Source organism: Streptacidiphilus sp. MAP5-3 (assembly GCF_041262505.1).
Lineage (GTDB): Bacteria > Actinomycetota > Actinomycetes > Streptomycetales > Streptomycetaceae > Streptacidiphilus.
This window is the reverse complement of record NZ_JBGCCL010000002.1, coordinates 330,793-356,192: the sequence shown is the minus strand read 5'-3', so window position 1 is coordinate 356,192 and position 25,400 is coordinate 330,793. Positions and strand designations below refer to the sequence as shown.

At 71.3% G+C, this 25,400-nt stretch carries 26 protein-coding genes and 1 pseudogene; 9 read left to right on the top strand and 18 right to left on the bottom strand.

Going from position 1 to position 25,400, the window contains the following annotated elements; translation table 11 throughout:
* Positions 1 to 145: 145 nt before the first annotated feature.
* Complete coding sequence (locus ABH928_RS05330; RefSeq protein ID WP_370062527.1) at positions 146 to 1,198, top strand: hypothetical protein; 1,053 nt, start codon at positions 146 to 148, stop codon at positions 1,196 to 1,198.
* A 129-nt stretch (positions 1,199 to 1,327) separates the two neighbouring features.
* Here the strand turns inward: ABH928_RS05330 and ABH928_RS05325 are convergent, their stop codons facing one another.
* Complete coding sequence (locus ABH928_RS05325; RefSeq protein WP_370062525.1) at positions 1,328 to 2,707, bottom strand: lipase family protein; 1,380 nt, start codon at positions 2,705 to 2,707, stop codon at positions 1,328 to 1,330.
* A gap of 268 nt (positions 2,708 to 2,975) precedes the next feature.
* Here ABH928_RS05325 and ABH928_RS05320 point away from each other — a divergent pair, with 268 nt between their 5' ends.
* A complete protein-coding gene (locus tag ABH928_RS05320) occupies positions 2,976 to 3,431 on the top strand; it encodes a VOC family protein (RefSeq protein ID WP_370062522.1) in 456 nt (151 codons plus the stop codon).
* 15 nt (positions 3,432 to 3,446) lie between these two features.
* Here the strand turns inward: ABH928_RS05320 and ABH928_RS05315 are convergent, their stop codons facing one another.
* Both ABH928_RS05315 and map read right to left on the bottom strand, forming a co-directional pair.
* On the bottom strand, positions 3,447 to 3,779 hold the full coding sequence (locus ABH928_RS05315; protein WP_370062520.1) for a hypothetical protein: 333 nt from the start codon (positions 3,777 to 3,779) through the stop codon (positions 3,447 to 3,449).
* A 238-nt stretch (positions 3,780 to 4,017) separates the two neighbouring features.
* A complete protein-coding gene (gene map / locus ABH928_RS05310; protein ID WP_370062518.1) occupies positions 4,018 to 4,785 on the bottom strand; it encodes a type I methionyl aminopeptidase in 768 nt (255 codons plus the stop codon).
* Positions 4,786 to 4,891: 106 nt separating this feature from the next.
* Here map and ABH928_RS05305 point away from each other — a divergent pair, with 106 nt between their 5' ends.
* Positions 4,892 to 5,158, top strand: a complete 267-nt coding sequence (locus tag ABH928_RS05305; RefSeq protein ID WP_370062516.1) for a helix-turn-helix domain-containing protein — start codon at positions 4,892 to 4,894, stop codon at positions 5,156 to 5,158.
* A gap of 40 nt (positions 5,159 to 5,198) precedes the next feature.
* Positions 5,199 to 5,357, top strand: a pseudogene (locus ABH928_RS05300) (SDR family oxidoreductase); the annotation flags it as partial.
* A gap of 1 nt (position 5,358) precedes the next feature.
* Here ABH928_RS05300 and ABH928_RS05295 read toward each other — a convergent pair.
* The 4 genes from ABH928_RS05295 to ABH928_RS05280 form a co-directional block, all read right to left on the bottom strand.
* Entirely contained in the window at positions 5,359 to 5,541 is a 183-nt protein-coding gene (locus tag ABH928_RS05295; RefSeq protein WP_370063006.1) for a hypothetical protein, read from the bottom strand.
* Between the two features lie 29 nt (positions 5,542 to 5,570).
* A complete protein-coding gene (locus tag ABH928_RS05290) occupies positions 5,571 to 6,377 on the bottom strand; it encodes a maleylpyruvate isomerase family mycothiol-dependent enzyme (protein WP_370062514.1) in 807 nt (268 codons plus the stop codon).
* Between the two features lie 222 nt (positions 6,378 to 6,599).
* A complete protein-coding gene (locus ABH928_RS05285; protein WP_370062512.1) occupies positions 6,600 to 7,697 on the bottom strand; it encodes an NADH:flavin oxidoreductase/NADH oxidase in 1,098 nt (365 codons plus the stop codon).
* Between the two features lie 58 nt (positions 7,698 to 7,755).
* A complete protein-coding gene (locus ABH928_RS05280) occupies positions 7,756 to 8,808 on the bottom strand; it encodes an NAD(P)-dependent alcohol dehydrogenase (protein WP_370062510.1) in 1,053 nt (350 codons plus the stop codon).
* Positions 8,809 to 8,909: 101 nt separating this feature from the next.
* Here ABH928_RS05280 and ABH928_RS05275 point away from each other — a divergent pair, with 101 nt between their 5' ends.
* A complete protein-coding gene (locus ABH928_RS05275) occupies positions 8,910 to 9,827 on the top strand; it encodes a helix-turn-helix transcriptional regulator (protein ID WP_370062508.1) in 918 nt (305 codons plus the stop codon).
* 150 nt (positions 9,828 to 9,977) lie between these two features.
* Positions 9,978 to 10,220 carry a hypothetical protein gene (locus ABH928_RS05270; protein WP_370062506.1) on the top strand — a complete coding sequence of 81 codons (243 nt, stop codon included), beginning with the start codon at positions 9,978 to 9,980 and terminating at the stop codon, positions 10,218 to 10,220.
* Positions 10,221 to 10,237: 17 nt separating this feature from the next.
* Here the strand turns inward: ABH928_RS05270 and ABH928_RS05265 are convergent, their stop codons facing one another.
* The 9 genes from ABH928_RS05265 to ABH928_RS05225 form a co-directional block, all read right to left on the bottom strand.
* Positions 10,238 to 11,320, bottom strand: coding sequence for an NAD-dependent epimerase/dehydratase family protein (locus tag ABH928_RS05265; RefSeq protein WP_370062504.1), 1,083 nt, complete (start codon positions 11,318 to 11,320; stop codon positions 10,238 to 10,240).
* A 69-nt stretch (positions 11,321 to 11,389) separates the two neighbouring features.
* Positions 11,390 to 12,172: a dioxygenase gene (locus tag ABH928_RS05260; protein ID WP_370062502.1), complete on the bottom strand. Its 783-nt coding sequence runs from the start codon at positions 12,170 to 12,172 to the stop codon at positions 11,390 to 11,392.
* 103 nt (positions 12,173 to 12,275) lie between these two features.
* On the bottom strand, positions 12,276 to 13,517 hold the full coding sequence (locus ABH928_RS05255) for a CBS domain-containing protein (protein WP_370062500.1): 1,242 nt from the start codon (positions 13,515 to 13,517) through the stop codon (positions 12,276 to 12,278).
* 184 nt (positions 13,518 to 13,701) lie between these two features.
* Entirely contained in the window at positions 13,702 to 14,937 is a 1,236-nt protein-coding gene (locus tag ABH928_RS05250; RefSeq protein ID WP_370062498.1) for a styrene monooxygenase/indole monooxygenase family protein, read from the bottom strand.
* 60 nt (positions 14,938 to 14,997) lie between these two features.
* On the bottom strand, positions 14,998 to 15,561 hold the full coding sequence (locus ABH928_RS05245; RefSeq protein ID WP_370062985.1) for an ATP/GTP-binding protein: 564 nt from the start codon (positions 15,559 to 15,561) through the stop codon (positions 14,998 to 15,000).
* 85 nt (positions 15,562 to 15,646) lie between these two features.
* Entirely contained in the window at positions 15,647 to 16,054 is a 408-nt protein-coding gene (locus tag ABH928_RS05240; RefSeq protein ID WP_370062496.1) for a DUF742 domain-containing protein, read from the bottom strand.
* The gene (locus ABH928_RS05235) at positions 16,051 to 16,461 is read right to left on the bottom strand and encodes a roadblock/LC7 domain-containing protein (RefSeq protein ID WP_370062494.1); all 411 of its coding nucleotides are present in this window, start codon (positions 16,459 to 16,461) and stop codon (positions 16,051 to 16,053) included. The genes ABH928_RS05240 and ABH928_RS05235 overlap by 4 nt, the downstream gene beginning before the upstream one ends.
* Complete coding sequence (locus ABH928_RS05230; protein WP_370062492.1) at positions 16,458 to 17,858, bottom strand: sensor histidine kinase; 1,401 nt, start codon at positions 17,856 to 17,858, stop codon at positions 16,458 to 16,460. Before ABH928_RS05230 ends, ABH928_RS05235 begins: the two co-directional genes overlap by 4 nt.
* Positions 17,859 to 18,283: 425 nt before the next feature.
* Positions 18,284 to 18,931: a TetR/AcrR family transcriptional regulator gene (locus ABH928_RS05225; protein WP_370062490.1), complete on the bottom strand. Its 648-nt coding sequence runs from the start codon at positions 18,929 to 18,931 to the stop codon at positions 18,284 to 18,286.
* A gap of 233 nt (positions 18,932 to 19,164) precedes the next feature.
* On the opposite strand from ABH928_RS05225, the gene ABH928_RS05220 reads away from it, so the two are divergent.
* Both ABH928_RS05220 and ABH928_RS05215 read left to right on the top strand, forming a co-directional pair.
* Complete coding sequence (locus ABH928_RS05220) at positions 19,165 to 20,661, top strand: APC family permease (RefSeq protein WP_370062488.1); 1,497 nt, start codon at positions 19,165 to 19,167, stop codon at positions 20,659 to 20,661.
* A gap of 68 nt (positions 20,662 to 20,729) precedes the next feature.
* Positions 20,730 to 22,328 carry an amidohydrolase gene (locus tag ABH928_RS05215; protein ID WP_370062486.1) on the top strand — a complete coding sequence of 533 codons (1,599 nt, stop codon included), beginning with the start codon at positions 20,730 to 20,732 and terminating at the stop codon, positions 22,326 to 22,328.
* Positions 22,329 to 22,765: 437 nt separating this feature from the next.
* Here the strand turns inward: ABH928_RS05215 and ABH928_RS05210 are convergent, their stop codons facing one another.
* Positions 22,766 to 23,698 (bottom strand): RNA polymerase sigma-70 factor, encoded by a 933-nt coding sequence (locus tag ABH928_RS05210; RefSeq protein ID WP_370062484.1) that lies wholly within the window; start codon positions 23,696 to 23,698, stop codon positions 22,766 to 22,768.
* A 58-nt stretch (positions 23,699 to 23,756) separates the two neighbouring features.
* Positions 23,757 to 24,230, bottom strand: coding sequence for a carboxymuconolactone decarboxylase family protein (locus ABH928_RS05205; protein ID WP_370062482.1), 474 nt, complete (start codon positions 24,228 to 24,230; stop codon positions 23,757 to 23,759).
* 212 nt (positions 24,231 to 24,442) lie between these two features.
* Here ABH928_RS05205 and ABH928_RS05200 point away from each other — a divergent pair, with 212 nt between their 5' ends.
* Entirely contained in the window at positions 24,443 to 25,258 is an 816-nt protein-coding gene (locus tag ABH928_RS05200; protein ID WP_370062480.1) for a DUF899 family protein, read from the top strand.
* Positions 25,259 to 25,400: the final 142 nt, after the last annotated feature.

The window sequence follows — 25,400 nt, the reverse complement described above, 5'->3', positions numbered from 1 at the left end:
CACATGCACTTCCTGTGGGTCCGCATGCTCAGCACCTTCACAGTGTTCTCCCAGCCCGGCTTCAGGTCGTTGTCACCACGTGAAGTGGTAGCCCAGCATGCTCCCTGTCCCCCATCGCAGCAGTCGTCACAGGGAGGAAACCCTCGTGTTCTCGACCGCCCGCTCCACCCGTCCCGCGACGCGTCGCGCCTTCGGCCTCGTCGCCGCCGGAGCGACCGTTGTTCTCGCCGCGTCCCTCTCGGCGCTCCCCGCCAACGCCGCGCCCAAGCAGGACAACGGCGCCGCCGCCCCCGCCGCTGCCATGGCCGCGCACATCGCGCAGCTGGCGCAGAACGGACGCACCGTCACCGTGCACCTCGGTGGCAAGACGTACCACGTGCAACTGAACAAGCCGACCGGTGTCATGCCGATGAACCACCACGGCGTCAAGACCGCGGGCCACGCGTCCCCCACGGACACCAACGCCACGGTGTACCCGCCCACCACGTCGACCAGCGGCCTGAACTACGGCGGCGGCCCGCTCGAGACCCCCTCGCCGACGGTCTACCTCGACTTCTGGGGTAACCAGTGGGACAGCGACGCCAACGGTGTCCAGTCCTACATGCAGAACCTCTTCAACGGCCTGGGCGCCTCCGGTGACACCTGGTCCACCGTCACCAGCCAGTACACCGACGGCAGCGGGAACGCGCCGACCTTCAACGGCTCGGTCCTCGGCGGCACCTGGACCGACGACGGCTCGGCCGCGCCCGCCGCGCCGACCCAGGCCCAGATCGCGGCCGAGGCCGACAACGCCGCCTCGCACTTCGGCGTCTCCGGCCCGGGCGTGGACATCTTCGTGATGAGCCCGAGCGGCACGCAGCCGGACGGCTTCCCGAACGCCGGCTTCTGCGCCTGGCACGACTGGGACGGCAACGTCGCGTACACCAACATGCCGTACGTCCTGGACGCCGGTTCGAGCTGCGGCGCCAGCTCGGTGCAGAACCAGCTGGACGGCTTCAGCATCGTCGGTGGCCACGAGTACGCCGAGGCCACGACGGACCCGGAGCCGTCGAGCGGCTACGTCGACTCCAACGGCGAGGAGATCGGCGACCTCTGCGCCTGGGACAACGACCAGACGGTCAACTTCTCCACCGGCACCTTCGCGATGCAGCCGCTCTACTCGAACGCGGACAACGGCTGCGTCTTCTCCTCGCAGTGAGCCGGTGAACCCGTGAGCCGGTAAAGCAGCGAGCCGGTAAAGCGGTAAATCGGTAAAGCGGTACGGACTGTGCCCACGGACCTCTCGGGTCCGTGGGCACAGTGCTGTCGTTTCGGCCCGCTGTCGGCGTCACGACCCGGAGGTCGGCACCTCCGCTGCGAGCGAGTTGCCCGCCGGGATGTCACCGCAGTCGGACGGGGCCGTCCGGCCCACGAACCGGTCGGCCAGCCAGCCGATCGCGGTGGGTGCCCAGGCGACGGCCGTCCCGACATGGCTCAGCAGGTCGAACTGCTGGAACTGGATGGCGTGGTCACCGGTGGCGCAGTACTGCCGGGCGAGTGCGCGCACGTCGCCCGCGACCATCACGCCGTCACCGGTACCGATGCCCGGCAGATTGCTGAACGTCCCCTCGAAGACCCCGCCGTCGCCCTGGCCGATGTAGCCGGGGACGGTCGGGGTGGCGGTGGAGCCGAGGTTGATCCGGTTGACCGCGTTGACGAACGCCGGCACCGAGTCGGGGTTGCTGTACTGCGGCTTGGCCATCTTCTGCCACGTCAGCCCCGGGAAGTGGCCCAGCGCGTCCACGATCGACGCGTTCTGCAGCTGGTCGTACACCTGCTGGCCGTAGCTGTTCATGTACTGCTTGAGGTCCAGCCCGTACGACCGGGCGACCCCGATCAGCGCCATCGGGATGACGCCGCTCCAGAGCAGCGACCCGTTCACGTACTTGAGGTTGTGCGCCGGGTCGACGAGCAGGCCGCCCTCGGCGAAGCCGACCAGCTTCCGGTTCACCTCCGGCGCGTAGTTCGGCGCCATGGCAGCGGCCCAGTCCGTGGCGATCGCACCGCCGGAGTAGCCCATCAACCCGACCCTCGTGTCGGCGTCCAGTCCGGTGCCCTCGGCCCGCGTCGCGGCGCGGATCGAGTCGAGCGTGGTCGCGCCGTACTCGGGACCGGCCGCGAAGTCGGCGGTCTGGCCCTCCGTGTCCGGGATGACCAGGTTGTAGCCCTGGAGCAGCAGCGGGACCAGCAGGACCGCCTCGGCGTTCGGGATCACGCCGCCCAGCGTCACGTCACCGGCGATGGCGCGGGAGGGGCTGTCCGCCGGGTCGAGCGAGTCGTAGAACGACTGGTACGACACCGCCCGGGTCCGATCACCCGTCAGACTCCGCACCACCGAGGTCACATTGGCCGCGGGACGCCCCTGCGCGTCGACCGTGCGGTAGAGCAGCTGGATCACCGTCAGCGGCGTGGGGATGCCGAAGACGTGGTACTGGAGCGTCCGCTCCTTCAGCACGGTCCCCGGCGCGAAGTCGCCGAGCGGCTCGCTGCCGTCGTAGCGGTAGAACGGGTCGTCAGCTACGGCCGCACGGGCGGCATGCGCGGCAGCGGTGGACGCCGCGGACGCCGTCGGCGCGACAGCCGCTTCGGCGGTGGCGGCCGGAGCGACGGCGGCGGTCATCACGGCGGCAACGGCGGTGGCCAGGAGCCGAGCGGCGTGTCTGGACATGGGTGGGTCCCCCAAAAGCGTGAAACGGATCACAGATGGACCTGACGCCCGAGTAAGTTACCTCCTGGTAAAGCCCGTGCCCAGAGGTCGCGCAGCACAAGTTTTGTCACGCGTTCACAGTTCTGCGCCTGCCCCCGACCTGCCGGACACCTCGCCGACGCACGCGCCCGGTCCGGTTTGACCCTCTTGCCGGGACGCGGCCGGCACCGGCAGCTGATCGGGCCCGGGATTGCCGGGGATTGTCAGAGGTGTCTGCCAAGCTCCGGTCATGGAGATGACGCTGCAGCTGACGATCGACTGCGCCGACCCACAGCGCCTGGTGACGTTCTGGAGCGAGGCGCTGGGGTACGTCCCCGAGCCCCCGCCGGACGGCCATGCCAGCTGGCGGGGGTACTGGGTCGCCATAGGCGTGCCCGAGGACGAGCTGCCCCCCGGTGCGGGTGACACCCCGGAGTCGATCGTCGATCCGGCAGGGCAGGGCCCTCGGGTGTGGTTCCAGCAGGTCCCCGAACCCAAGACCACCAAGAACCGGATCCATCTCGACCTGAAGGTCGGCGGCGGACGCGACGTCCCGCTGAAGCTGCGCGCGCAGCGCGTCACCGCGACCGTGGAGCGGCTGGTCACGGCCGGCGCGGGGGTCGTCCGCGTCACGGACGACCCGGACGCGAACCACTACGCCGTTCTGCTCCAGGACCCGGAGGGCAACGAGTTCTGCGTCGTCTGAGACAGGCCCTGAGGCTCAGGGCTGGTCCGGCCGCCCGCGCTCGACGATCGTCACGTCCGTCACGTCCACGACCCGCAGGAGCTTGGCTCGCACCCGCTCCGCATGCTCGCACGGCACCTGCACCTCGACGCGGGCGCGGACCGCCTCGCCTGCGTTCGCGTACGAGAGGGCGAGCACATGATGCGCGCTCAGGACCGCTGCCAGGCGCCCGAGCACGCCCCGCGAGGGGACGACCGTCGCGGCGAGCAGCGATGACGTGGCGGCAGGTCGGGGCCGGTGGGCGGCAGGGGTGGCAGGGGTGGTGCGGGCGTCGAGAGTGTCGAGGGTGTCCAGGGTGTCGACCGGCACGGGATGCTCCAGATCCTGTCGGGGCCCGTAGGTGCGCGGGCCAAAAGAAAAGACCTCCCGGAGGGTGCGGGAGGTCTGCGTGCGGCTGGTTCGGGCTGGTCCGGTGGGACTCACTCCGACAGCGGCACGCTGAAGCTGATAATGAGGGCCAGGCTCACGCGCCCAGCATGGCACTCTTTCCCCAGTTCGGGACGAACCGTCTCACTTGGTGAACGTCGGCCCAGAACCGGCCTGCGTCTCAGCCGAGCCGGGTCAGGACGCGGGGGCCGTCCTCCGTGATCGCGATGGTGTGTTCGGAGTGGGCGCCGTTGGAGCCGTCGGCGAGGCAGAGGGTCCAACCGTCGTCGTCGACGCGGAGTTCGTCGGAACTGGCCGACCACCAGGGTTCGATCGCGAGCGTCATGCCCGGCCGGAGCTTCATGCCGCGCCCGGGGCGCCCCTTGTTCGGAATGTGCGGGTCCTCGTGCATGGTGCGGCCGAGGCCGTGGCCGCCGAACTGGACGTTCACCGGGTAGCCGTGCGCCGACGCGACCGCGCCGATCGCCGCGGAGATGTCGCCGATGCGCGCACCCGGGACGGCCGCGGCGATCCCCGCGTCCAGCGCCGTCCGGGTGGACTCGACGAGGCGGGTGTCCTCCGCGCGGGGCGTGCCGACGAGGACCGTGACGGCGGAGTCCGCGACCCAACCGTCGATGGAGACGGCGAAGTCCAGGCTGAGCACGTCGCCGTCGCGCAGCACGTGGTCGCGCGGACGGCCGTGCAGCACGGCATCGTTGACGGACAGACAGATGACGTTGCGGAACGGCCCGCTGCCGAACGACGGGGCGTAGTCCCAGTAGCACGAGACCGCACCGCGCTCCTCGACCCGGCGGCGGGCGCGACGCTCCAGGTCGAGCAGGTTCACCCCGGGGCGGGCCAGCTCCGACAGCTCGGCCAGCGTCTCGGCCACGAAGCGGCCGGTCACCGCCATCTTGTCGATAGCCTGGGCGGTCTTCAGTTCGATCACAGCTCTCCCTCACCGGCGTCGGTCACCAACGCCGGTATTTAAATACCTTCCCTGTCGACGGGAGCCTAACACAGCTCGGTATTTGAATACCGGCTACGATGGCGCCATGGTCCGTATCCCCCTCACACCCGAACAGGTCGAGGCAGGCAGACGCCTGGGCACGCTGCTGCGCGACGCCCGCGCCGGACGCGATCCGGAGCTGATCGCCCGGACCGCGGGCATCTCCCCGGAGACACTGCGCAAGATCGAGGCCGGCCGCATGCCGAGCCCCGGCTTCGGCACCATCGTCGGCCTCTGCGAGGCTCTGCACCTCCCGATCCACACCGCAGCCCAGATCTGGCTGGGCCCGGCGGAGGAACAGCTGGCGGGCTAGGAGCGTGGACCAGCCACGGGCAACCGGGCTCGCGGCACGACCACTCTCCTCCAGCGCGGCCCTGCGCGCCGTCCCGGGCCTGAGCGTCTACGCCGCCACCAAGGCCGCGATCCGCAGCCTCGCCCGCACCTGGGCCGCCGAACTCGCCGACCGCGGCATCCGCATCAACGCCCTCAGCCCCGGCCCTCTCGCCACCCCCGTCAGACCTGGTTGTTCCACATGCGGAAGACCGTGCACCTGCCGTTCCTGTCGAAGGTCACCGTCCAGAGGTTGGCGAAGGTGCCCAGCTCCTTGTAGCGGCCGGTGCCCTCGATCGCTGCGGTGTCCCCGTTGATGGGAACGTTGGCCAGTAACCGGCAACTGACCGGGTGATCGTGACCCACGGGTCTCACGGCGCTGCGACAGCCTCTTCTCAGAAGACGACCCGGGCCGCGGCGAGGGCCTCCGCGGCGTCCGCGTCGCCCTCGAACGTCAGCTCACCCTGCGACGGCCGACCCGCGAGGTGGCGGGCGAAGTCGAGGGCATCGGCCCGCAGCGTGACCAGCGGTGGACCGCTGCCGAGCTGGTACCGGCCACCGGCCGGGCCCGAAAGCTCCAGCAGACAGGACGGGCCGGTCCAGCCGAGTGCCAGATCCAGCAGTACCTGGTTCATGATCTCGCTGTCGTGCCCGTCCAGGACTGGCTCGGTACCGGTGGCGTCACTGATGTCGATGCGATGCATCCAGGTGTCGCGGGCGATGAGCACGCTGTTCAGGTACTCCATGGAGTCCTCGGGCAGCGTCTTCCCCTCCGGGAAGATCATGCTCGTGCGGATCCGACGCCGTACCGGGGCCGGCATACGGCCCAACGACCGGGCTCCCCTGGGGGCGATGCGAGCGAACTCCGCGACCAGCCGCTCTCCCGACGCCTCGTCGCGATCTTCGATCTGACTCTCGTTGTGGCCGTCGAGCGCGCCCAACTCGGGATGCCTACGACGGGCCCGCCGAATTCGCGTGATCATGAGCCATGGCCTGGGCAACTCCTCGAACTGGCCGACCTCGTGGGCCACCATGTCCCGGACGGTCCAGCCGGTGCACACGGTCGGCCTCGACCACGCCTCGGCGCCCAAGGAGTCCATCATCGCAAGCGAGGCTCGAATCTCCGCCTGGTTGACCGTGCGCGCCCGACCCCCGGAAGTCCGGGAAATGTCCTTCGCGGAAACAGCAGCAGGCGTGGCCATAGCGCACCTCCTCGGCCCCCTCGGTCCAAGGCTACAAGGCACCCCCACCGGCGGCACGTGCATGGCACCGGCTTCCAGCAGGGCCGGAAGCCGCCGCAGTGAAGCAGCGACTGGCTGCACGACTACGCGTCGCGCCAGGAGCGCGGACCGGGGCCAGGGGCTGTGGCGGGTCGATCTCGCAACGGGCCACAGCCCCTCCACACGCGGTCCTCCGCACGATTGTCAGGAGCGGGCGTACTGGTTGAGCTTCGGGAGCTCGTGGCCGAGGGCCGAGGCGGCGTGGCGGGCCCAGTACGGGTCACGGAGCAGCTCGCGGCCGAGGAGGACGGCGTCCGCCTGGCCCGAGGCGACGATCTGCTCGGCCTGGTGCGGGTCGGTGATCAGGCCGACCGCTGCCGTGGCCAGGCCCGTCTCGTTGCGGACCCGCGCCGCGAAGGGGACCTGGTAACCCGGCTCGACCGGGATCCGGCTGCCGTCCGGGACGTTGCCGCCCGTGGAGACGTCCAGCAGGTCGATGCCACGCGACTGGAGCTCCTTGGCCAGCAGCACCGTGTCGTCACCGGCCCAGCCGCCCTCGTCCAGCCAGTCCGTGGCGGAGACGCGGAAGAACACCGGCAGGTGCTCCGGCCAGACCGCGCGGACCGCCTCGGCGACCTCCAGCGCGAACCGCATCCGGTTCTCGACGGGGCCGCCGTAGGCATCGGTCCGCTTGTTGGAGAACGGCGAGAGGAACTCGTGGACGAGATACCCGTGCGCACCGTGGACCTCGACGACCTGGAAGCCCGCCGCCAGCGCCCGCTCCGCCGCCTCCGCGAACCGCCGTACGACGACCCCGATCTGATCGACCGTCAGCTCATCCGGAGCGGTCAGCGACCCGAAGGGCACCGCCGACGGCGCGACCGACCGCCAGGCCAGCGGATGGTCTGCCGCCAGCGAGCCGCTTCCGCCCTCCCACGGACGGTGCGTGGACGCCTTCCGGCCGGCGTGCGCGAGCTGGATGCCGGGGACCGTGCCCAGTTCGCGCAGGAAGGAGGTGATCCGCCGGAAGGCCTCCGCCTGGCGGTCGTTCCAGATGCCCAGATCCCACGGGCTGATCCGGCCCTCAGGCACGACGGAGGTCGCCTCCGTCAGGATCAGCCCGGCGCCGCCGGCCGCGCGCGAGGCGAGGTGCTGGAAGTGCCACTCCCCCGGCACGCCGACGTCCTCGTTGTTCGCAGTCGGCCCCTCGGCCGGGGCCGAGTACTGGCACATCGGCGCCATCCAGACCCGGTTGGGGACGGTGACGTCACGCAGTTCGAGGGGCTCGAACAACTGGGTCATCGGGGCAGGGCTCCTGACGGTGGCTCGGGAGGGCGACAGAGGGACGCGGTGCCTGGGATCAGATCGTCGCGGTGTCGATCACGAAGCGGTAGCGGACGTCGCTGTTGAGGACCCGCTGGTAGGCCTCGTTGACCTGGTCCGCGCGGATCACCTCGATCTCCGCTCCGATGCCGTGCTCCGCGCAGAAGTCCAACATCTCCTGCGTCTCCGGGATTCCGCCGATCATGGAACCGGCCAGCGTCTTGTTGCCGCCGATCAGCGAGAAGACCGCGACCGGGACCGGTGTCGCCGGCGCGCCGACCTGGACCAGGGCGCCCGTCGGCTTGAGCAGGCCGAGGTAGGCGTTGAGGTCGAGCTCCGCCGAGACCGTGTTGACGATCAGGTCGAAGCTGCCGGCCAGCTTCTCGAAGGTCTCCGGGTCGCCGGTGGCGTAGTAGTGGTCCGACCCCAGCTTGAGGCCCTCCTCGCGCTTGCGCAGCGACTGCGACAGCACGGTCACCTCGGCGCCCTTGGCGTGGGCGATCTTGACGCCCATGTGCCCGAGGCCGCCCAGGCCGACGACGGCGACCTTCTTGCCCGGGCCCGCGCCCCAGCGGGTGAGCGGCGAGTAGGTGGTGATGCCCGCGCACAGCAGCGGCGCGGCGGCGTCCAGCGGGAGGCCCTCGGGGATCTTCAGCGCGAAGCGCTCGGTGACCACGACCTGCTTGGCGTACCCGCCGTAGGTGGGCAGGCCGTCGCGGCCGGTGTCGTTGTACGTGCCGGTCGCTCCGCCGGGGCCGGAGCAGAACTGCTCGAATCCGGCGCGGCACTGCTCGCACTCACCGCAGGAGTCCACCAGGCAGCCGACGCCGACGCGGTCGCCGACCTGGTGCCGGGTGACGGCGGAGCCGACCGCGGCGACGGTGCCCGCGATCTCGTGGCCGGGCACCATCGGGAAGATGGCCGGGCCCCAGTCCTCGTTGACCTGGTGGATGTCGGAGTGGCAGATGCCGGCGAAGGCGACGTCGATCAGGATGTCGTGCGGGCCGAGCTCGCGGCGCGGCACGGTGGTGCGCTCCAGCGGGGCCTTGGCGGCGGGTGCGGCGTAGGCGGGGACGGTGCTCGTTGTCATGACTCCCAGGCTGCCAGGCATAGGAACAGGCAGCCAGAGCCCTCTGGAACATACGTCTGCGGTTCCTACCACTGGCAGGGTCACCCTCATACTTGGGTGTCATGACGTCCAACCCTGCTCCCCTCGATCCGCGCAGCGAGCTCAGCGAGTTCCTGCGGACCCGCCGTGCCCGGCTGCAGCCGGAGGAGGTAGGCCTGCCGTACTTCGGCGCGCGCCGCCGGGTCCCGGGCCTCCGGCGGGAGGAGCTGGCGCAGCTGGCGGGCGTCAGCGTCGCGTACTACACGCGGCTGGAGCAGGGGAACGCCCACAACGTCTCGGCCTCGGTGCTGGAGGCGATCGCGGACGCGCTGCGGCTGGACGCCGCCGAGCGCGAGCACCTCGACCACCTGGTCAAGCCACGGCAGCGCACCCGGGCCGTTCCGGCGCGGGCGCAGCGGGTCCGTCCGCAGTTGCAGTTCCTGCTGGACTCGATGGACGCCGTCCCCGCCTACGTGATCGGCCCGCGCGCGGACGTCCTGGCCTGGAACCGGATGGCCTGCGCGCTGCTCGGCGACTTCGGCGCGAAGACCCCGGAGCAGCGGAACTTCGCCTGGATGATCTTCATGGATCCGGCCTCGCACGAGTTCTATGACGACTGGGAGGGCAAGGCCCGCGACGTGGTGTCGTGCCTGCGGATGGCCGCGGGCCGCACGCCGGACGACCCGAAGCTGGCGGCGCTCATCGGCGAACTGTCGGTGAAGAGCCCTGAGTTCCGGCAGTGGTGGGCGGCGCACGACGTCCGGAGCAAGGGGCCGTGCCAGAAGGAGCTGCACCACCCGGTGGTAGGACGGCTCAGCCTCGCCTACGAGGCGATGGTGCTCCCCGCCGACCCCGACCAGCAGCTGATCACCTACGCGGCCGAGCCCGGCTCCGCGTCGGCGGAGTCGCTCCGGCTGCTGGCCAGCTGGGCGGCCGAGCCGAGCAGGGGCACGGGCGCAGGCAGGGGCACCGCACAGGAGCAGGCCCGCGCGGCAGACTGACCCTCCGTGCGGCGGGATCATTTCGCGCATCTGCGGACCAAAGCTCTCGCCCCCATTGCCACAGGGGCCTGACCACGGTGTTAACTAGAGCCAAAGCCGGAGCGGCCCGCACGTTTGTTCGTGGGCGCTGTACCAGTGAAGGACGGTCACATGCATCAGCAGATGTCACCCCTCCACGCTGTCGCCCTCTACACCGTGCTGACCCTGGCCGTGCTCTGGACCGCCGTGGGCGTACGCGCCGTCTGGCTCGCCGCCTTCCGTCCCTGGGCCGTCGGCGGCAGCGCGGTCGGCATCGATCCTGCCGAGCAGGTCGCGCTGAGCCGCACCGAGCGCCGGGCCTTCGTGGCCATAGCGAACCAGCTCAACCGCAGCGACGCGTACACCCGCGTCTGACGAGCGGTCAGCCCGGCTCAGCCGGCGTCCCGGTCCCCTTCCGCAGCACGCGCCGCACTCCCCGCACCCGCCGCATGGGCGGCGAGCACCGCCCGCTCGTGCTCCGTCGAGAGGCCGGCCGCGCGGTCACCGAAGGTCCGGTACTCCTCGAACGCCTCCAGCTCGCCGCCCGGTGCGAGCAGCCACGCCGCGGTGTCCCGCACCGACTCGACGACGGGACGGCAGCGCAGGCCCGCGGCCAGCGCCTTCGCGCACGACGCGTCCCAGACGGCCGCCACCTCCGGCACCGGTGGCACCCACAGCGGGGCCTCCGTCCACGGCTCGACGCCGTGGTCGACGAAGAGCTGGTCGTCGACGTAGACCAGTTCGGCCTTGCCGCCGGTCGCCTCGACGCAGGCGTCGAGGTAGTCGCCCCAGGTCCCGTTGTCGGGCGCGCCGGGGACCAGGTAGTCCTCGACCGCGTCGCGCGGCGCCGCCGCCAGCAGGTCGAGCCCGAAGGCGGCGAGGTCGCGGACGTCGATCACCCGCACGGGCCGGTCCGGAGCGCCGGGGACCGCCATCGGGCCGCCGTCGGCCGCGCGGCGCAGCCAGGCCGTGGTGCGCCGGGCACGGTCGTGCGGGCCGACGATCAGCCCTGGCTGGAGCACGACGACGCGGCCGGGGAAGTTCTCGCGGACCGCCTTCTCACAACCGTCCTTGAGCCAGCCGTAGTTGCCCTCGCCTCCCTCGGGCCCGGCGTCGGCCAGGCCGCCGTGACGCGGCGAGGACTCGTCCGTCGGCTCGGCGGGATAGTCGGGATAGACGTTGATCGTGGAGACGAACACGTACGCGTCCGCATGCCCGGCCAGCGCCTTCACCGACTTGGCGACCTCGCGCGGGACGTAGCCGCAGACGTCCACGACCGCGTCGTACGGCCCGGCGGCGGCCAGCGCTGCCAGGTCCGTCTCGTTCTCGCGGTCGCCGCGCAAGGAGCGGGCGCCCGGGGGGTCGTCCTGGGTCCTGCCCCGGTTGAAGACCGTCACCTCCCACCCGCGCCGCACGGCGTCCTCCGCGAACGCCCGGCCGACGAAGACAGATCCACCGATCACCAGAAGTCTCATGCCGCTGAGTCTTCACGTCCGCGGGGGCGCGGTGAACCCGCGTGCGCGCTCGGCGAACAAAAGTAGCTGTCAGCCGAACTGGAGGGAGCGCTTCGACATGCCCATCCAGAAGCCGTCGATCACGCTGCGCCGGCTGCGCAGCTCGGACTCGGACGCGCCGAGAGTGACGAAGAGCGGCGCGAAGTGCTCGGTCCGCGGGTGGGCGAGCCGCCCGGCGGGGGCCTTGCGCTCGAAGTCGAGCAGCGCGTCGATGTCCTGCGTGTCGAGGGCGCGGTGTCCCCAGTCGTCGAACTCGGCCATGATCGAGTGCACCGACCCGTCCTGGGTCAGCGCCCGCAGGTTGTGGGTGAAGAAGCCGCTGCCGACGATCAGCACGCCCTCGTCACGCAGCGGTGCGAGCTTGCGGCCGATCTCCATCAGCGCCCGCGGGTCGAGGGTGGGCATGGAGACCTGGAGCACGGGGATGTCGGCGTCCGGGTACATCTCGACCAGGGGCACGTAGGCGCCGTGGTCCAGGCCCCGGTCCGGGATGTCCTGCACCGGCGTCCCTGGGGCGCGCAACAGCTTCCGCACGCTCTCGGCCAGCTCGGGGGCGCCGGGCGCGGCGTAGGTGACCTCGTAGTAGTGCTGCGGGAAGCCCCAGAAGTCGTACACCAGCGGCACCGTCGTGGTCGCGCCGATGGCGAGCGGCGCCTCCTCCCAGTGGGCGGAGATCATCAGGATCGCCTTGGGCCGCGGCAGATCCGCCGCCCATGCGGCGAGCTGTCCGGTCCACAACGCGTCGTCGGCGAGCGGCGGCGCGCCGTGGCCGAGGTAGAGGGCGGGCATCCGCGTGGGGGCGGCGGTGGTCATCGTGCTGCTCCTGAGGAGACGGTCGCCAGTAGTTCAAATCTGAACCAAATCTCGACGTCAGCGTACTCCGAGGTTCAGATGTGAACAACCACTCGGACGACCGTCAGGAACCACCCGTCGCCTGGGACAGCGTGAAGGTGACGTCCACGACGCCGTCGACGCCGCTCACCGTGCGCGCGACCTGTGGAATCAGGGACGAGTCCGACAGTGTGCCGCCGACGGTGACCATGCCTCCATCGATGTCGAGCGTCAGACCGGCGGCGATGTCCGGGCCCAGGGCGCGGACGAGGGCGGCGCCGATGTCCTCGGCGAGGGCGACGTCGTCGCGGAGGAAGACCGAGAGCACGTCCGCACGGCTGACGATGCCGAGCAGGGTGCCGTCCTCGTCCACGACCGGGAGGCGTTTGACGCGGCGGCGGAGCATGGTGCGGCCCGCGGCGGCGACGGATTCGTCCGGGCCGGTGGTGATGGCCGGGGCGGACATCAGCTCCTCGGCGACATCGGCGGCGAGGCGGGCGGCCTGGTCCGGGTCGAGGAGGGCGGCGCGCATGCCCAGGGTGCGGCGCCGGCCGGCCTGCTTGAGCAGCAGGTCGGCCTCGGAGACCACGCCCAGCACGTGACCGGACCCGTCGAGCACCGGGAGCGCACTGATCCGGCGCTCGTCCATGATCCGGGCCAGCTCCTTGAACGGCGTCCGGGCGGAGGCGGTCACCACGTCGCGGGTCATCACCTCCGCCACGGTCCGACCCTCGGGATTCTGATGGCTCGTCAAGACCGGCTCCCTTGCTGCTCTTCGTGGATGATTCAACGGATCAGGACGCGTTCGCCGGACGAGCACCGTGCCCGGTGCGATCTCGGTGTCGACGCCGAGCTCGGTCGGCCGGAACAGGGTGAGCACCTCCTCGACGTCCTCCTCGGTGTAGAGGGGCTCGGCCGGGCGGTGCTTGGACCAGCCGTTCTGGTTGGCGTGCTCGGCCTGCTCCTCCTGGAGGTGGGCGCTGTCGCGCAGCACGATCTCCGCAAGGCGGGCGGTGTCGGGGGTGCAGAAGATCGGTCCCCGGAAGCCCTCGCGGACGAGGCGGGGCAGATAGCCGGTGTGGTCCAGATGGGCGTGCGTCACGACGACGGACCTGACGTCGCGCGGGTCCAGCGGCAGCCGGCGCCAGTTGCGGCGGCGCAGTTCGGCCTGGCCCTGGAAGAGGCCGCAGTCCACCAGGACCCGGGCGTGGTCGGTCTCGACCATGAACTTGCTGCCGGTGACCGTGCCCACGGCGCCGAGGAAGGTCAGCAGGCCGGGCCGGGGCTTCGGGGCAGGTGGGGTGCTCTGTGCGCCTGCGTCGGCCATCGGAGACCTCACCTCGTCGGAAGCCCGGTGTCTCCAGCCTCGCCGACGCGATACCGGGTCGCCACCCGTGGCCCACCGGCCGCCACCGGCCCCGCACACAGCTGCAGGCCCGGCCCTCCCCCAGCTGTGGCAGGGGCGAGCCGGGCCTGCCGCAAGGCAGCACAGCGCAGCGCAGCGAGCGGACTCAGCCGCCGAAGGAGGCGAGGTACGCCGAGGCCGCGTCCGGGGTGAAGAACCAGTTCGGGAAGTCCGACGGGTTGTCGAAGCCGTTGGCGAAGCGGTCGGCGACGGCCGGGATCTGGCCCGCCGCGCCGATCAAGTTCAGCACGTGCTCCGGCGGCGGGGCCAGCATCGCGTTGGTCCACGCGGTGACGTCGCTCGCGGCATCCGCCCAGAACGTCTCGAAGGCCTGCTCCATGAAGGCGCGGTCGAACGGACCGTCACCGTTGGCACGGATCGACGCCAGGTACGAGGCGGCGCACTTGGACGCGGTGTTGGAGCCCTGGCCCGTGATCGGGTCGTTGGCGACGACGACGTCCGCCACACCCAGGACCACGCCGCCGCCGGGCAGTTCGCCGACGGCCCGGCGAACGGTCGGCGCGTAGCGGCCGGCGAGGGTGGCGCGCGAGTCGGTCAGCTCGACGCCGCCCCGGGTGCGCTCGTACTCCCACGGGGTGTAGGTGCGCATCAGGTCGAGGGTGCGGTTGAGGTGCTCCTCGGGCTCCAGACCCGGCTCGAAGACGTCGAGCGGTCCGCCGGGGATGCCCTCCCAGAAGAGGATGTCGCACGGGCCGGAGTGGGTGAGCGCGGGTATGACGAACAGTTCGCCGACGCCCGGCACCAGGTTGCAGCGGACCGCAGGGAAGTCGTGCTCCGGGCGCGGGCCGAGGCCGTGCACGTAGGAGACGGCGAGCGCGCGCTGCGGCACGCTGTACGGGGAGCGCTCGGGGTTGCGGGCGAACATCGACACCAGCTCGCCCTTGCCCGCGGCGACCACGGTCAGGTCGTAGCCGCGGACCAGGTAGTCCAGGTCGGAGACGGTGACGCCGTTGATGACGACCTTGCCGCCGCGCTGGGCGAAGAGCTCCAGCCAGCCGGGCATCTTGACGCGCTGGTCCACGGACTGGGCGTAGTCGTCGAGACGGCCGACCCAGTCGATGACGCGGGCGGACTCGGGGCCGCTCACCGAGACGCCGAGACCCTGGGCCTTCGGGGCCTCCGCCTCCCAGAGGTTGACGCCGAGTTCACGCTCGATGGCGAGCGAGGTACGGAACATGCACTGGGTGGACATCACCCGGCCGCCGCGCACCTCGTCGGGGGTGCGGTCGGTCATCACGGTGACGTCGTGGCCCTCGCTCTGCGCGCCGAGCGCAAGCTGCAGTCCGGCCTGGCCGGCGCCGACGACGAGGATTCTCGCCAAGATGAGCTCCTGTTGTGCTGGTTGTGCTGGTGAAGGACGACCGGACGGACTGACGGACCGTCAGTACGCGGTGGTCGCCAGGGTGTGCTGGACGAGGGCCGCCAGCGTCCGCGCCGAGGAGGAGCGGGACCGGGCGTCGCAACGCAGCAGCGGCACTGCCGGGTTGAGCGTGAGCGCGTCGCGGACGTCGTTCTCCTCGTACACCGGCGCGCCGTCGAACTCGTTGACGGCGACGATGAACGGCAGGCCGCTGCTCTCGAAGTAGTCGACCGCGGGGAAGGCTTCAGCCAGCCGACGGGTGTCGACCAGGACCACCGCGCCGACCGCGCCACGGGCGAGGTCGTCCCACATGAACCAGAAGCGTCGCTGGCCCGGGGCGCCGAAGAGGTAGAGGATCAGGTCGTCGGCGATGTGCAGGCGGCCGAAGTCCATGGCCACCGTGGTGGTGGTCTTCTCACTGCCGGGAGCCAGTTCGTCGGTCCCGCTGCCCGCGTCGGTCATGATCGCCTCGGTGCGCAGCGGGGTGATCTCGGAGACCGAACCCACCATCGTGGTCTTGCCGACCCCGAAACCGCCCGCGATCACGATCTTGGCGGAGGTCACCGCAAGCTCGGTCAGCGGGATGCCGGGCGTGGCGACGGCCGCGTAGGAGACGCCGGGCGCGCCGGGACCGGGAACGCCGCCGGGCGGGGCGGCGTCCGACCGGGTGTCAGGCCAGGTCACGAAGGCCTCCGAGAATTCTTTCGAGCACCACGCGGTTGGGACGGTTGGGAACGCCGATCGGCGAGTTGCCGGAGCCCATGCTGACCGAGGAGCCGTGGACGCGGATGCGCCCGGCGTCCACCAGGTCGCTGACCCAGACGCGGACGACGCCGAGCGGCAGCTTCAGCAGCGCGGACACCTCGGCGATGGAGCGCATCTGACCCTCGCACAGAGCGCAGATCCGCTCCAGCTCGGGCATGGCGGAGGCGGTCGGCTGCGCCTGCCACGCGGGCTGGACCGGTCTCTGCTCGACGGCCGAGATGAGTGTCTCGACGAGCAGCACCTGGCCGAAACGGGTTCGGCCCCCGGTCAGCGCGTAGGGGCGCACGCGGAGCGAGCGCGCGGGGACAGTCACCGGATCGCCTCCTGGACCTCGGTACGGACGTGCGCGGTCAGGACATGGCCGGCCTGGTCGACCAACCGGGCCATCTGGAAGGCCACGACGCTCAGGTCGCAGTCCCGTGAGGTGTAGGCGGCCAGGCAGGCGGTCTCGTCGACGGACATGAGGATCACCGTGCCTTCGTCCAGCGTGACCACGGTCCGCTTGAGCCGGCCGAGTTGGAGGAGGTGGGTCAGCCCGCTCGCCAGTCCGTTGATCCCGGCGACGAAGGTCGCCAGCTCCTCCACGGGGCAGTGCTCGTCGACGGCCACGAGGGGCAGGCCGTCCGTCGAGACCAGGGCCAGCGCACGCAGGCCGGGTGTGCTGACCAGCACATCACCGAGCAGCCAGCGCAAACGCTGCTGCGGGGTCGCCTGGGTCATGCCTTGTCGTCCTCCTCGCGCGGGGCTGCGGCCTCGCGCAGTCCGTTCTGGAAGCCGCCGAGGCGGCGTCGGAGCTCTTCGGCTGCGGAGCCGGCGTCCCGGGGAGGACGAGTACCCACCTCGCCGCTCGGTTCGTTGGCCTGCGCCACCTGTCCGCTCTCGCCGGGGACGCGCTTGGGCAGTCCGTTGGGGGACGTCGTGGTCGTGCTCGGCGCGGCGGACGTGCCGGCAGGACCGGCAGACCTGGACCCGCCCATGGATCCTGCGGCGCCGACCCCGCCGGTGGTGCCACCGGAGAAGCCGGCCCCCTGGCCGTGTCGGGCGTTGGGGACGGCGGCGAGCATCGGGCCTCCCTGTCGGTAGGTGGCGGCCTGGGTGTGGGCGTCCTCCGGGAGCGGGCGTCCGGGCGGGATGTGCTCCATCCCTCCCGTCACGGCCTGCTGGTGCGTCTCGGCGGGGTCGGCCAACAGCCCGGCGGGCAGGGCGACCAGGGCCGTGGTCCCGTCTCCGCTGGCGCTGGTGCGCAGCTGGATCCGCAGGCCGAGACGGCGTGCCAGCAGCGTGACGACGCGCAGCCCGAGGGAGCGGCCGCTGCCGTGGCCGATCTCGTGACCGTCGCCCTGCTCGGCGAGGGTGCGGTTGACCTGACGCAGCATCGTGTCGGTCATGCCGATGCCGCGGTCGCCGACGGAGACCATCACCTCGCCGCTGTCCAGGTGCCAGGCGGTGACCGTGACCGCCTCGGTGGGCGGGGAGAACGCGGTGCCGTTGTCCAGCAGTTCGGCGAAGACGTGGCTGAGGTCGTCGGCGACCTCACCGCGGACCAGGACCGGCGGAAGCGCCGTCAGGTGCACGCGCTCGAAGCGCTCGATCTCGGAGAGGGCGGCGCGCAGGACGTCCAGCAACTGGGCGGGCGCGCCGGGGCGACCGGGGCGCTGCTGGTCGCTGCCGCCGGCGAGCAACAGCATGTTCTCGCTGTTGCGGCGCATCCGGGTGGCGAGGTGGTCGAGTTGGTAGAGCTGCTCCAGCCGGACGGAGTCCGACTCGCGCTCCTCCAGCCCCTCCAGGTTGCCGAGCTGGCGTTCCACCAGGACCAGGGAGCGCAGCGCCAGGTTGGCCAGCACCTCGCCGCCCTGGGTCCGGCTGCGGTGGAGCTCCTCGGAGGCGTCGTCGAGCTCCTGGACGAGCCGCACGTTGTTTTCCTGCAGCTGCGCGTACGCCCGGTCCAGGTCGTCGTAGGCCCGCCGCATCTTGTCCATGGCCGCGTTACGGGCGGCCTGACCACGGCGACGGGCTCTGCGGGTGCGCAGTTGCACCACCAGGAGGGTCAGCAACAGGAGGACCGCAACTACAGCGGCGGCAGCAGCCAGAGCCGCAGGGGCGTTCAGTGTGGACACGTAACCCCACAGTTCAGCGCAGCAGCTTGCGCATCAGAAGCAATCAGAAGGAATGACCCGCCCATCACATCATATGGACGATTCCGCATTCCAGTCCGTCCCCTGAGGGGACGCCAATGCCGAAGCACCGCAGGTTGATCCGGCTGTCGGCGCATCAGCGGGCGACATCGGCCCGCAGTCGGAAACGCCGCGCCCTGGACGCGGACCGCACGATGCAGCGGATCGCCCACGAAGTCTTCCGGGAAGACGAACGGCCAGCTCAGAGCCGGGTCACAGGAAGCCCATGGCACTCGATACCGGTACAGCGAGCCGGATATGACACTCCTGTTCGGCCGGCGTGCCGGGAGCCCGCACCATCCACGCAGCTCAGGGGTGGATTTGGTGAAGAAATCGCGCACCGGGACTGACGCAACGGCAACTGACCGTCAGGGCTTCGCGGCGGGGCCGTCCGGCCGGGGCGCGGTGAGGAGGGTGCGGCAGTGGGCGAGGAAGGCCGTCAAGGCCAACTCGAACGCGGCGTCGGCGCGATGGCCACCCTCCGCGCCCCCGGCGGCGGCGAGCGCCCGCGCCAGCGACGGGGTGGAGCCGTCGGGGGCGGTCTCCCACATGGTCTCCGGAGCGGTCAGGTCGAGCGCCGAGCCCAGCACGATGTTGTCCAGCGCGGTGATCAGCGGCATCACCGTCCCCTCCGGGAACCCCGCCTCCAGCAGCGCTGCGGCGCACCGGTCGTACTGCGCCAGGGCCTCGGGCGCGGCCACCCGGGCCGCCGCCAGCATCGGGATCGCGCGCGGGTGCGCGGCGAACGCGGCGCGATAGGAGCGAGCCCAGGCCTCCAGCGCGCGGTCCCACGGACGCAGGTCGAGCGCGGACGCGTCCATCCCCGCCGCCAGCCGCACCCGCAGCAGTTCGATGATCCCGGCCCGGCCTTCGACGTGGTGGTAGACCGACGCGGTCTGCACCCCGAGCCGCTTGGCGATCTGCGGAACGCTGAAGTCGCCGTGGGCGTCGACCAGCGCCAAGGCGGTGGCGCCGATGCGCTCGCGGTCGAGCAGGGCCTTGCTGGGCCGTCCCATCGCACCCCTCTCACACGTCATCCGCGCGTGGTCGCTGCGCACGGCCGCAACGCGCGGTCGCAACGCACGGTCGCAACGCTCGCCGCAGCGCGGCGATCGTCTGCCCGCGGCCGCGGAACCAGGCCTTCCCAAACGGTGAAGACAGGGCTACGGTACCGAAACCATCAAGCTTTAGGTTTATGGAGAAGTCGCCGTGGTCCCGGACCCCGGCCGGCCGTGAAAGGCACCTGCGCATGACCGAGCCCCACGCCCGAAGAGCGGACGCGCCCGCCCCCACCCTGCGCACCAACACCCTCGGCACCGCCGACATCGCCTTCTTCGTCGTCTCCGCCGCCGCACCCCTCACGGTGATGGCCGGCGTCGCACCGCTCGCCCTTCTCATCGGCGGCATCGGCGCGCCCGCCGGCTATCTGCTCGCCGGAGGCACCCTGGCCGTCTTCGCCGTGGGCTTCATGACCATGAGCCGCCATGTCCGCCACGGCGGCGGGTTCTACGCGTACATCACCCGCGGGCTCGGCCGGCCGGCCGGATTCGGCGCCGCGCTGCTCGCCCTGCTCGGCTACCTGGCCATGAACATCGGCGTCTACGGGCTGCTCGGCTCGGCCACGCACGACACGCTCCAGACCCTGTTCGGCTGGAACGTCCCCTGGCCGGTGATCTCCCTGGCCGGGCTCGCCGTCATCTGGTTCGGCGGTTTCCGCTCGATCGAGTTCGGCGCCAAGGTGCTGGGCGTCCTGCTGCTCGCCGAGGTCGCGATCCTGGTGCTGCTGGCCGGCGCGGTGCTGGTGCAGGGCGGCGCGCACGGGCTGAGCGCGAGCTCCTTCGCTCCGGCCAACCTGACGGCCGCAGGCATGCCCGGCATGCTGGCCATGGCCTTCGCCGCGTTCACCGGCTTCGAGTCCACCGTCATCTACCGCCGCGAGGCGCGGAACCCGGACCGGACCATCCCCCGCGCCACCTACATCGCCGTGGCGTTCCTCGGCCTCTTCTACGCGTTCGTCGTGTGGGTGGTGATCCAGGCCTTCGGCGACCAGCAGGTCGTCGCCGCCGCGGCCAAGGACCCGACCGGCCTCTTCTTCTCCGCGACCGCGACCTACGTCGGCCCGTGGGCCGCCGACGTGATGCACGTCCTGATCGTCACCAGCCTGTTCGCCTCGCTGCTGGCCTTCCACAACGCGACCAACCGCTACGCCCTCGCCATGGCCGAGGAGGGCGTGCTCCCAAGGCAGTTGGGCCGCATCCACGTCCGGCACCGCAGCCCGTGGGTCGCCGGCGTCGCGCAGACGGTGCTGGGCGTCGTCGTGGTCGTCGCCTTCGCGGCGGCGGGTGCGGACCCCTACACGCAGCTGCTGCTGTGGGTGAACACGCCGGGCCTGCTCGCGCTGGTCGCTCTGCAGTTGCTCGCGGCTGTCGCCGTGCCCTGCTACTTCCGTCGCATCCACCACGACGAGGGCGTGCTGCGCACCGTCGTCGCACCCTCGCTCGCCACGCTGCTGCTCGGGGCCGCGCTCTACCTGGTCGTCGCTCATGTCGGGCTGCTGACCGGGGCGTCCGACACGGTCAACACGGTGCTGGTGGTGCTGGTCCCGCTGGTCTTCCTGGCCGGCGTCGGGTACGCGCTCCGGCTTCGCGCCGCAAAGCCGCGCGTATACGCGGAGTTCGCCGCCGAGCCTGCCCGACCGGATGCGCCTGGCACCTCCGAGAACGCCGCGCTGCCGATCTCGTCCTGAGCACACCCCTCCTCTGTCTCTCCTCCTGTCTGTCCCTCCTCTCGATCCACCCGAACAAGGAAGCATCGATGTCCCTCGCGCCAGAAGTGATCGTCGTCGCGGCCCAGGTCCACACCCTCGACCCGGACCGTCCGCATGCCACCGCCGTGGCCGTCCGGGACGGCCTGATCACGGCCGTCGGCGACGCGGACGACGTACGCGACTGGCGCGGGGCAGGGACGGAGGTGCTCGACCTCGGTGCCGCAACCCTCTTCCCCGGCCTGGTCGACAGCCACAGCCACCCGGTGTTCGGCATCGACCTCGCCTCCGGGACGGATCTCAGCGCGGTCCGCGACCTCGACCAGCTGAGCGGCGCGCTGGCCGATGCCGAGCGCGTCGACGGATGGGTCCACGGCTGGGGGCTCGACCACAACGTCTTCGCCGGCCGGCCCGTCCACCGCGAGGTCCTGGAATCCGTCCTCGGTCCGGACACCCCCGCGTTCATCCGCCTCTACGACGGCCACTCCGCCCTGGTCACCGGCGCTGCGCTGCGCGCCGCCGGGATCACCGGACCGGTCGCCTTCGCCCAGCGGTCCACCGTCGTCTGCGACGCGGACGGCTCGCCCACCGGCCACCTGATCGAGATGGCGGCGATGGACCTGGTCACCGCCGTCCTGCCGCGCCGTCCCTTCGCCGAGCGCCGCGACGCCCTCCACGCCCTGCTGAGCTCGATGGCCGCCACCGGCCTGACCGGCGCTCATGTGATGGACGCCGAGGGCGACGTGGTCGACCTGCTGCGGGCCGTCGAGAAGGAACACGACCTTCCGCTGCGCCTGCGGCTCGCGCCCTGGTGCAACCCCGGGATCTCGGCGGAGGGCCTCGACGCGCTGGCCGATCTCCAGGGCACCGCCGGACGCAACTGGCTGGTCGGCGGCGTGAAGTTCTTCATGGACGGCACGGTCGAGGGCGGCTCCGCGTGGCTGGAGCACCCGGACTGCCACGGCCAGAACAGTCGCGCGCTCTGGCTGGACCCGGCCGAGTACACCAGCGCCGTGCACCGCCTCCATGCCGCCGGGGTCCGCACCGCCACCCACGCCATCGGCGACGCGGGTGTGCGCCATGTTCTGGACACCGTCGCCGCCATCGGCCCCGGCGGCCGGATGCGCCATCGCATCGAGCACATCGAGACGCTCTCCAAGGAACAGGCACGGCGTTTTGGCGAGTTGGGCGTGATCGCCTCGATCCAGCCCACCCACTCCGCCTACACGCGCGCCGACCACACCGACGAGTGGTCCACCCGCGTCGGCGCCGAGCGCGCCGACCGCGCCTGGATCTGCCGCACCCTCCGCGACACGGGCGCGGTGCTGGCCCTCGGCTCCGACTGGCCGATCGCCCACTTCGACGCCCGCGAGGTCCTCGCCTACGCCCAACTCCGACGCCACGCCGGGACCGACACCGCACCCGTCATGCCCGAGCAGGCGCTCACCGCGACGATGGCGCTGGAGGGCTTCACCACTCACGCCGCCCTCGCGGCGGGCGAAGCCGAGCGCACCGGCCGCATCTCCCCGGGCCTGCGCGCCGACCTCACCGCCTTCGCCCTCGACCCGCTCAACACCCCCGCCGACGAGCTGGCGGAGACGCCGGTGGCGCTCGCCATGTCCAACGGCCGTGTCACCCACCGCGCCTGACGGACAGCGCTACTCCGGCCAGGCCTGACCGCTTGCCCGGGACCCGCGAGCCCGGGCGCGGGTGCGGAAGCCCACGGGTCTCGCCAGCGCGCTGCCGGAGGAAGCGGGTCAACTTCTCGGCCCTGAGGACCGAGCGTGTCGCCCGATCCCGGAGCTTTGATTGCAAGTCGTACTCACGGCTGGCTGCAGCAGGTCGCCTGCGTCCGGCACTGTGCTAGGCGTGTCGCCTGACGGTGCTGGGGCTGTTGACTTTGCCCCGCTGCCACGCAGCATCGGCCCGGTGGGCGATGTTGCGGGAGCCGTTGAGCACACCAGGGCGTCGACTACGACCTGGTCGTGGACAGCACCTCCAGCGAGCCGCTCGCGTGCGCCCGGACCATCGCCGAGCGGATCAGCTGAAGAGATGAGTTGAACGGATGGGTGGAACGGACGCGTGCTCAGCGCGCGGAGCGGCGGGACTCGCGGAACTCGCGGTCGACCGCCCAGGCGTCGGCGACCGGGCCGAGGTGGGCGAGCTTGTCGGGGTTGACGACCGCGCGGATGGCCTGGATCCGGCCGTCGGCGACGTCGAGGACCAGCGTCTGGAGCACCCTGCCGTCGCGGTCGTGGAGGATCGCGCCGGGCTGGCCGTTGAGCTCGTGGAGCTCGCAGGTCACGTCGATGCGGAGCAGCGCGGGGTAGACCGAGCCCAGCAGTCGGGCCACGCTCGAAGCGCCCAGGACCACCCTGGCCAGGCGGGGTGCCTTGCCGCCACTGTCCCCGACCAGCTGCACGTCGGCGGCCAGCAGCTGCTGCAGTCCGCCCACGTCACCGTCCTTCAGCGCGTCGAAAAAGCGGGCGGCGAGCTGCTGACGTTCCGTCCGGTTCGCCTCGAAGCGCGGCGTCCCGGCCTGCATGTGGCGCCGGGCCCGCACCAGGAGTTGGCGGCACGCGGCCTCCGAGCGCTCGACCGCCGAGGCGATCTCCGGGAACTCGAAGCCGAACACGTCCCGGAGCACGAAGACCGCGCGCTCCAGCGGACTGAGCCGCTCCAGTAGGACCAGCGCCGCCATCGACAGCGAGTCCGCCAACTCCACCGCGCGTTCCGGGTCCTCGTACGGGTCGGCGAGCAGCGGCTCGGGGAACCACGGCCCGACGTACTCCTCACGCCGGACGCGCGCCGACCGCAGGACGTCGATCGAGATCCGCGTGACGGCGGCCGAGAGGTAGGCCTTGGTCGAGGTGGGCCGGGTGGTCGAGGCGTCGAAGCGCAGCCAGGTCTCCTGCACCGCGTCCTCGGCCTCCCCCACGCTGCCGAGAATCCGGTAGGAGATCGAGAAGAGCAGCGGTCGCAGCTCCTCGAACTCCTTGACCCTGTCCGCGCTTTCCACAGCGACTCCTCTCCCCTGGGCGGGATCCTTCATCCGATGCCGCCTGGGTGCAAGTGGATCAGTGCAACTGTCCGGCCTGGTAGTCGCCCGCGGGCTGGCGGGTGATGATGTTCATCCGGTTGGCCAGGTTCATGAAGCCGACCAGCAGCACCAGGGCCGTGAGCTGCTCCTCGTCGTAGTGCTTGGCCGCCTGCTCCCACACCTCGTCGCTGACGCCCTCGCCCGCGTCCGCAGTACGTGTCCCCTGCTCCGCAAGGGCCAGCGCGGCGCGCTCGGGCTCGGTGAAGACGGTCGCCTCGCGCCAGGCGGCGACCAGGTGCAGACGCAGCGCGGTCTCGCCGGCGGCGGTGGCCACCTTGGTGTGCATGTCGATGCAGGCGGCACAGCCGTTGATCTGGCTGACGCGCAGCGACACCAGCTCCTGGGTCGCGGCCGGGAGCGCCGACTCGCGCAGCGACGCGCCCGCCGTCATGAGGTGCTTGAGGGCCTTGCCCGCGGTCGGCTGGGCGAGGAAGTTGAGACGCGGTTCCATGGGTGCTCCTCGTGCTCGTCGGTGCCTACACCCCCTGAGACGGAATAGCCCGGCCCCCTGTGACATGCACGGGAGTGACCCGGGTCACGGTCGGCACGCACCGCGTCGCCCGATCGTGCGGGCGCAGGGCGGGTGAGCGTGTCCCGTTGTCTTGCGGTAGGGGAACGGGCAGGCTGGGCCGGGTCGGGGATCCGTTCACCACGGAGGACACCATGACGTCCGCACCGAACACGCCGGACACACCGGACACACCACCGAACCCGCCGCGCGCCGGGAACACACCCGGCCGTCCGCCCGTCGTCGACCTGGCCACCTGGCGGGCCGCCCGGGGCGAGCTGTTGCTCCGCGAGAAGGCCCACACCCACGCGGGCGACGCCATCGCCGCAGCGCGCCGACGACTGCCGATGGTGGAGTTCGACGGCACGGTCGAGGTCGTCGGGCCCGACGGTCCGATCCCGTTCCTGGACCTGTTCCAGGGGCGTGACGAGCTCATCGTGTACAAGCACATGTGGTACGACAGCGCACCCCACCAAGGGCAGTGCGAGGGCTGCACCAACGCCGCCTGGCACATCCCGGATGCCGTCTACCTCAACAAACGCGGCGTCTCGTTCGCGGTCCTGACCACGGGCCGGTGGGACGAGGTGGCCGCCTTCACCGAGTTCATGGGCTACACCCAGCCCTGGCACTCGGTGCGCGGTCTGCCGGAGCCGGTCGGCGGGGACATGGGCTACCTGACGTGTTTCCTGCGCGACGGCGACCGTGCGTTCCTCACCTACTCCACGACCGGCCGGGGCAACGAGCCGGCCAACGGGTCCTTCGGCCTGCTCGACATGACCCCCTACGGCCGCGGTGAGACGTGGGAGGACAAGCCCGAGGGCTGGCCCGAGGGACACCACTCCTGCTGGTACTGGCGGTCCGACGCCGACGGCACCGCCGACTGGGGCCCGACCAGCCGGCCCGTGCCGCAGTGGACCCGCCCAGGTGCGACTCCGGAGAAGACCCTCGGCCGCAGCGGCCCCCACTCCTGACGTCCTGACGCGCGCGGAGTTCGCGGAGTTGGCGGAGCTCACAGAGTCCATGGAGTTCGCCGAGTTCGCGGAGTTCACGCACTGGAAAGCCCGAGGTCGGCTCCCCGTGGAAGGCCCACAGGTAGGTGTGCCAAGCTGCCGT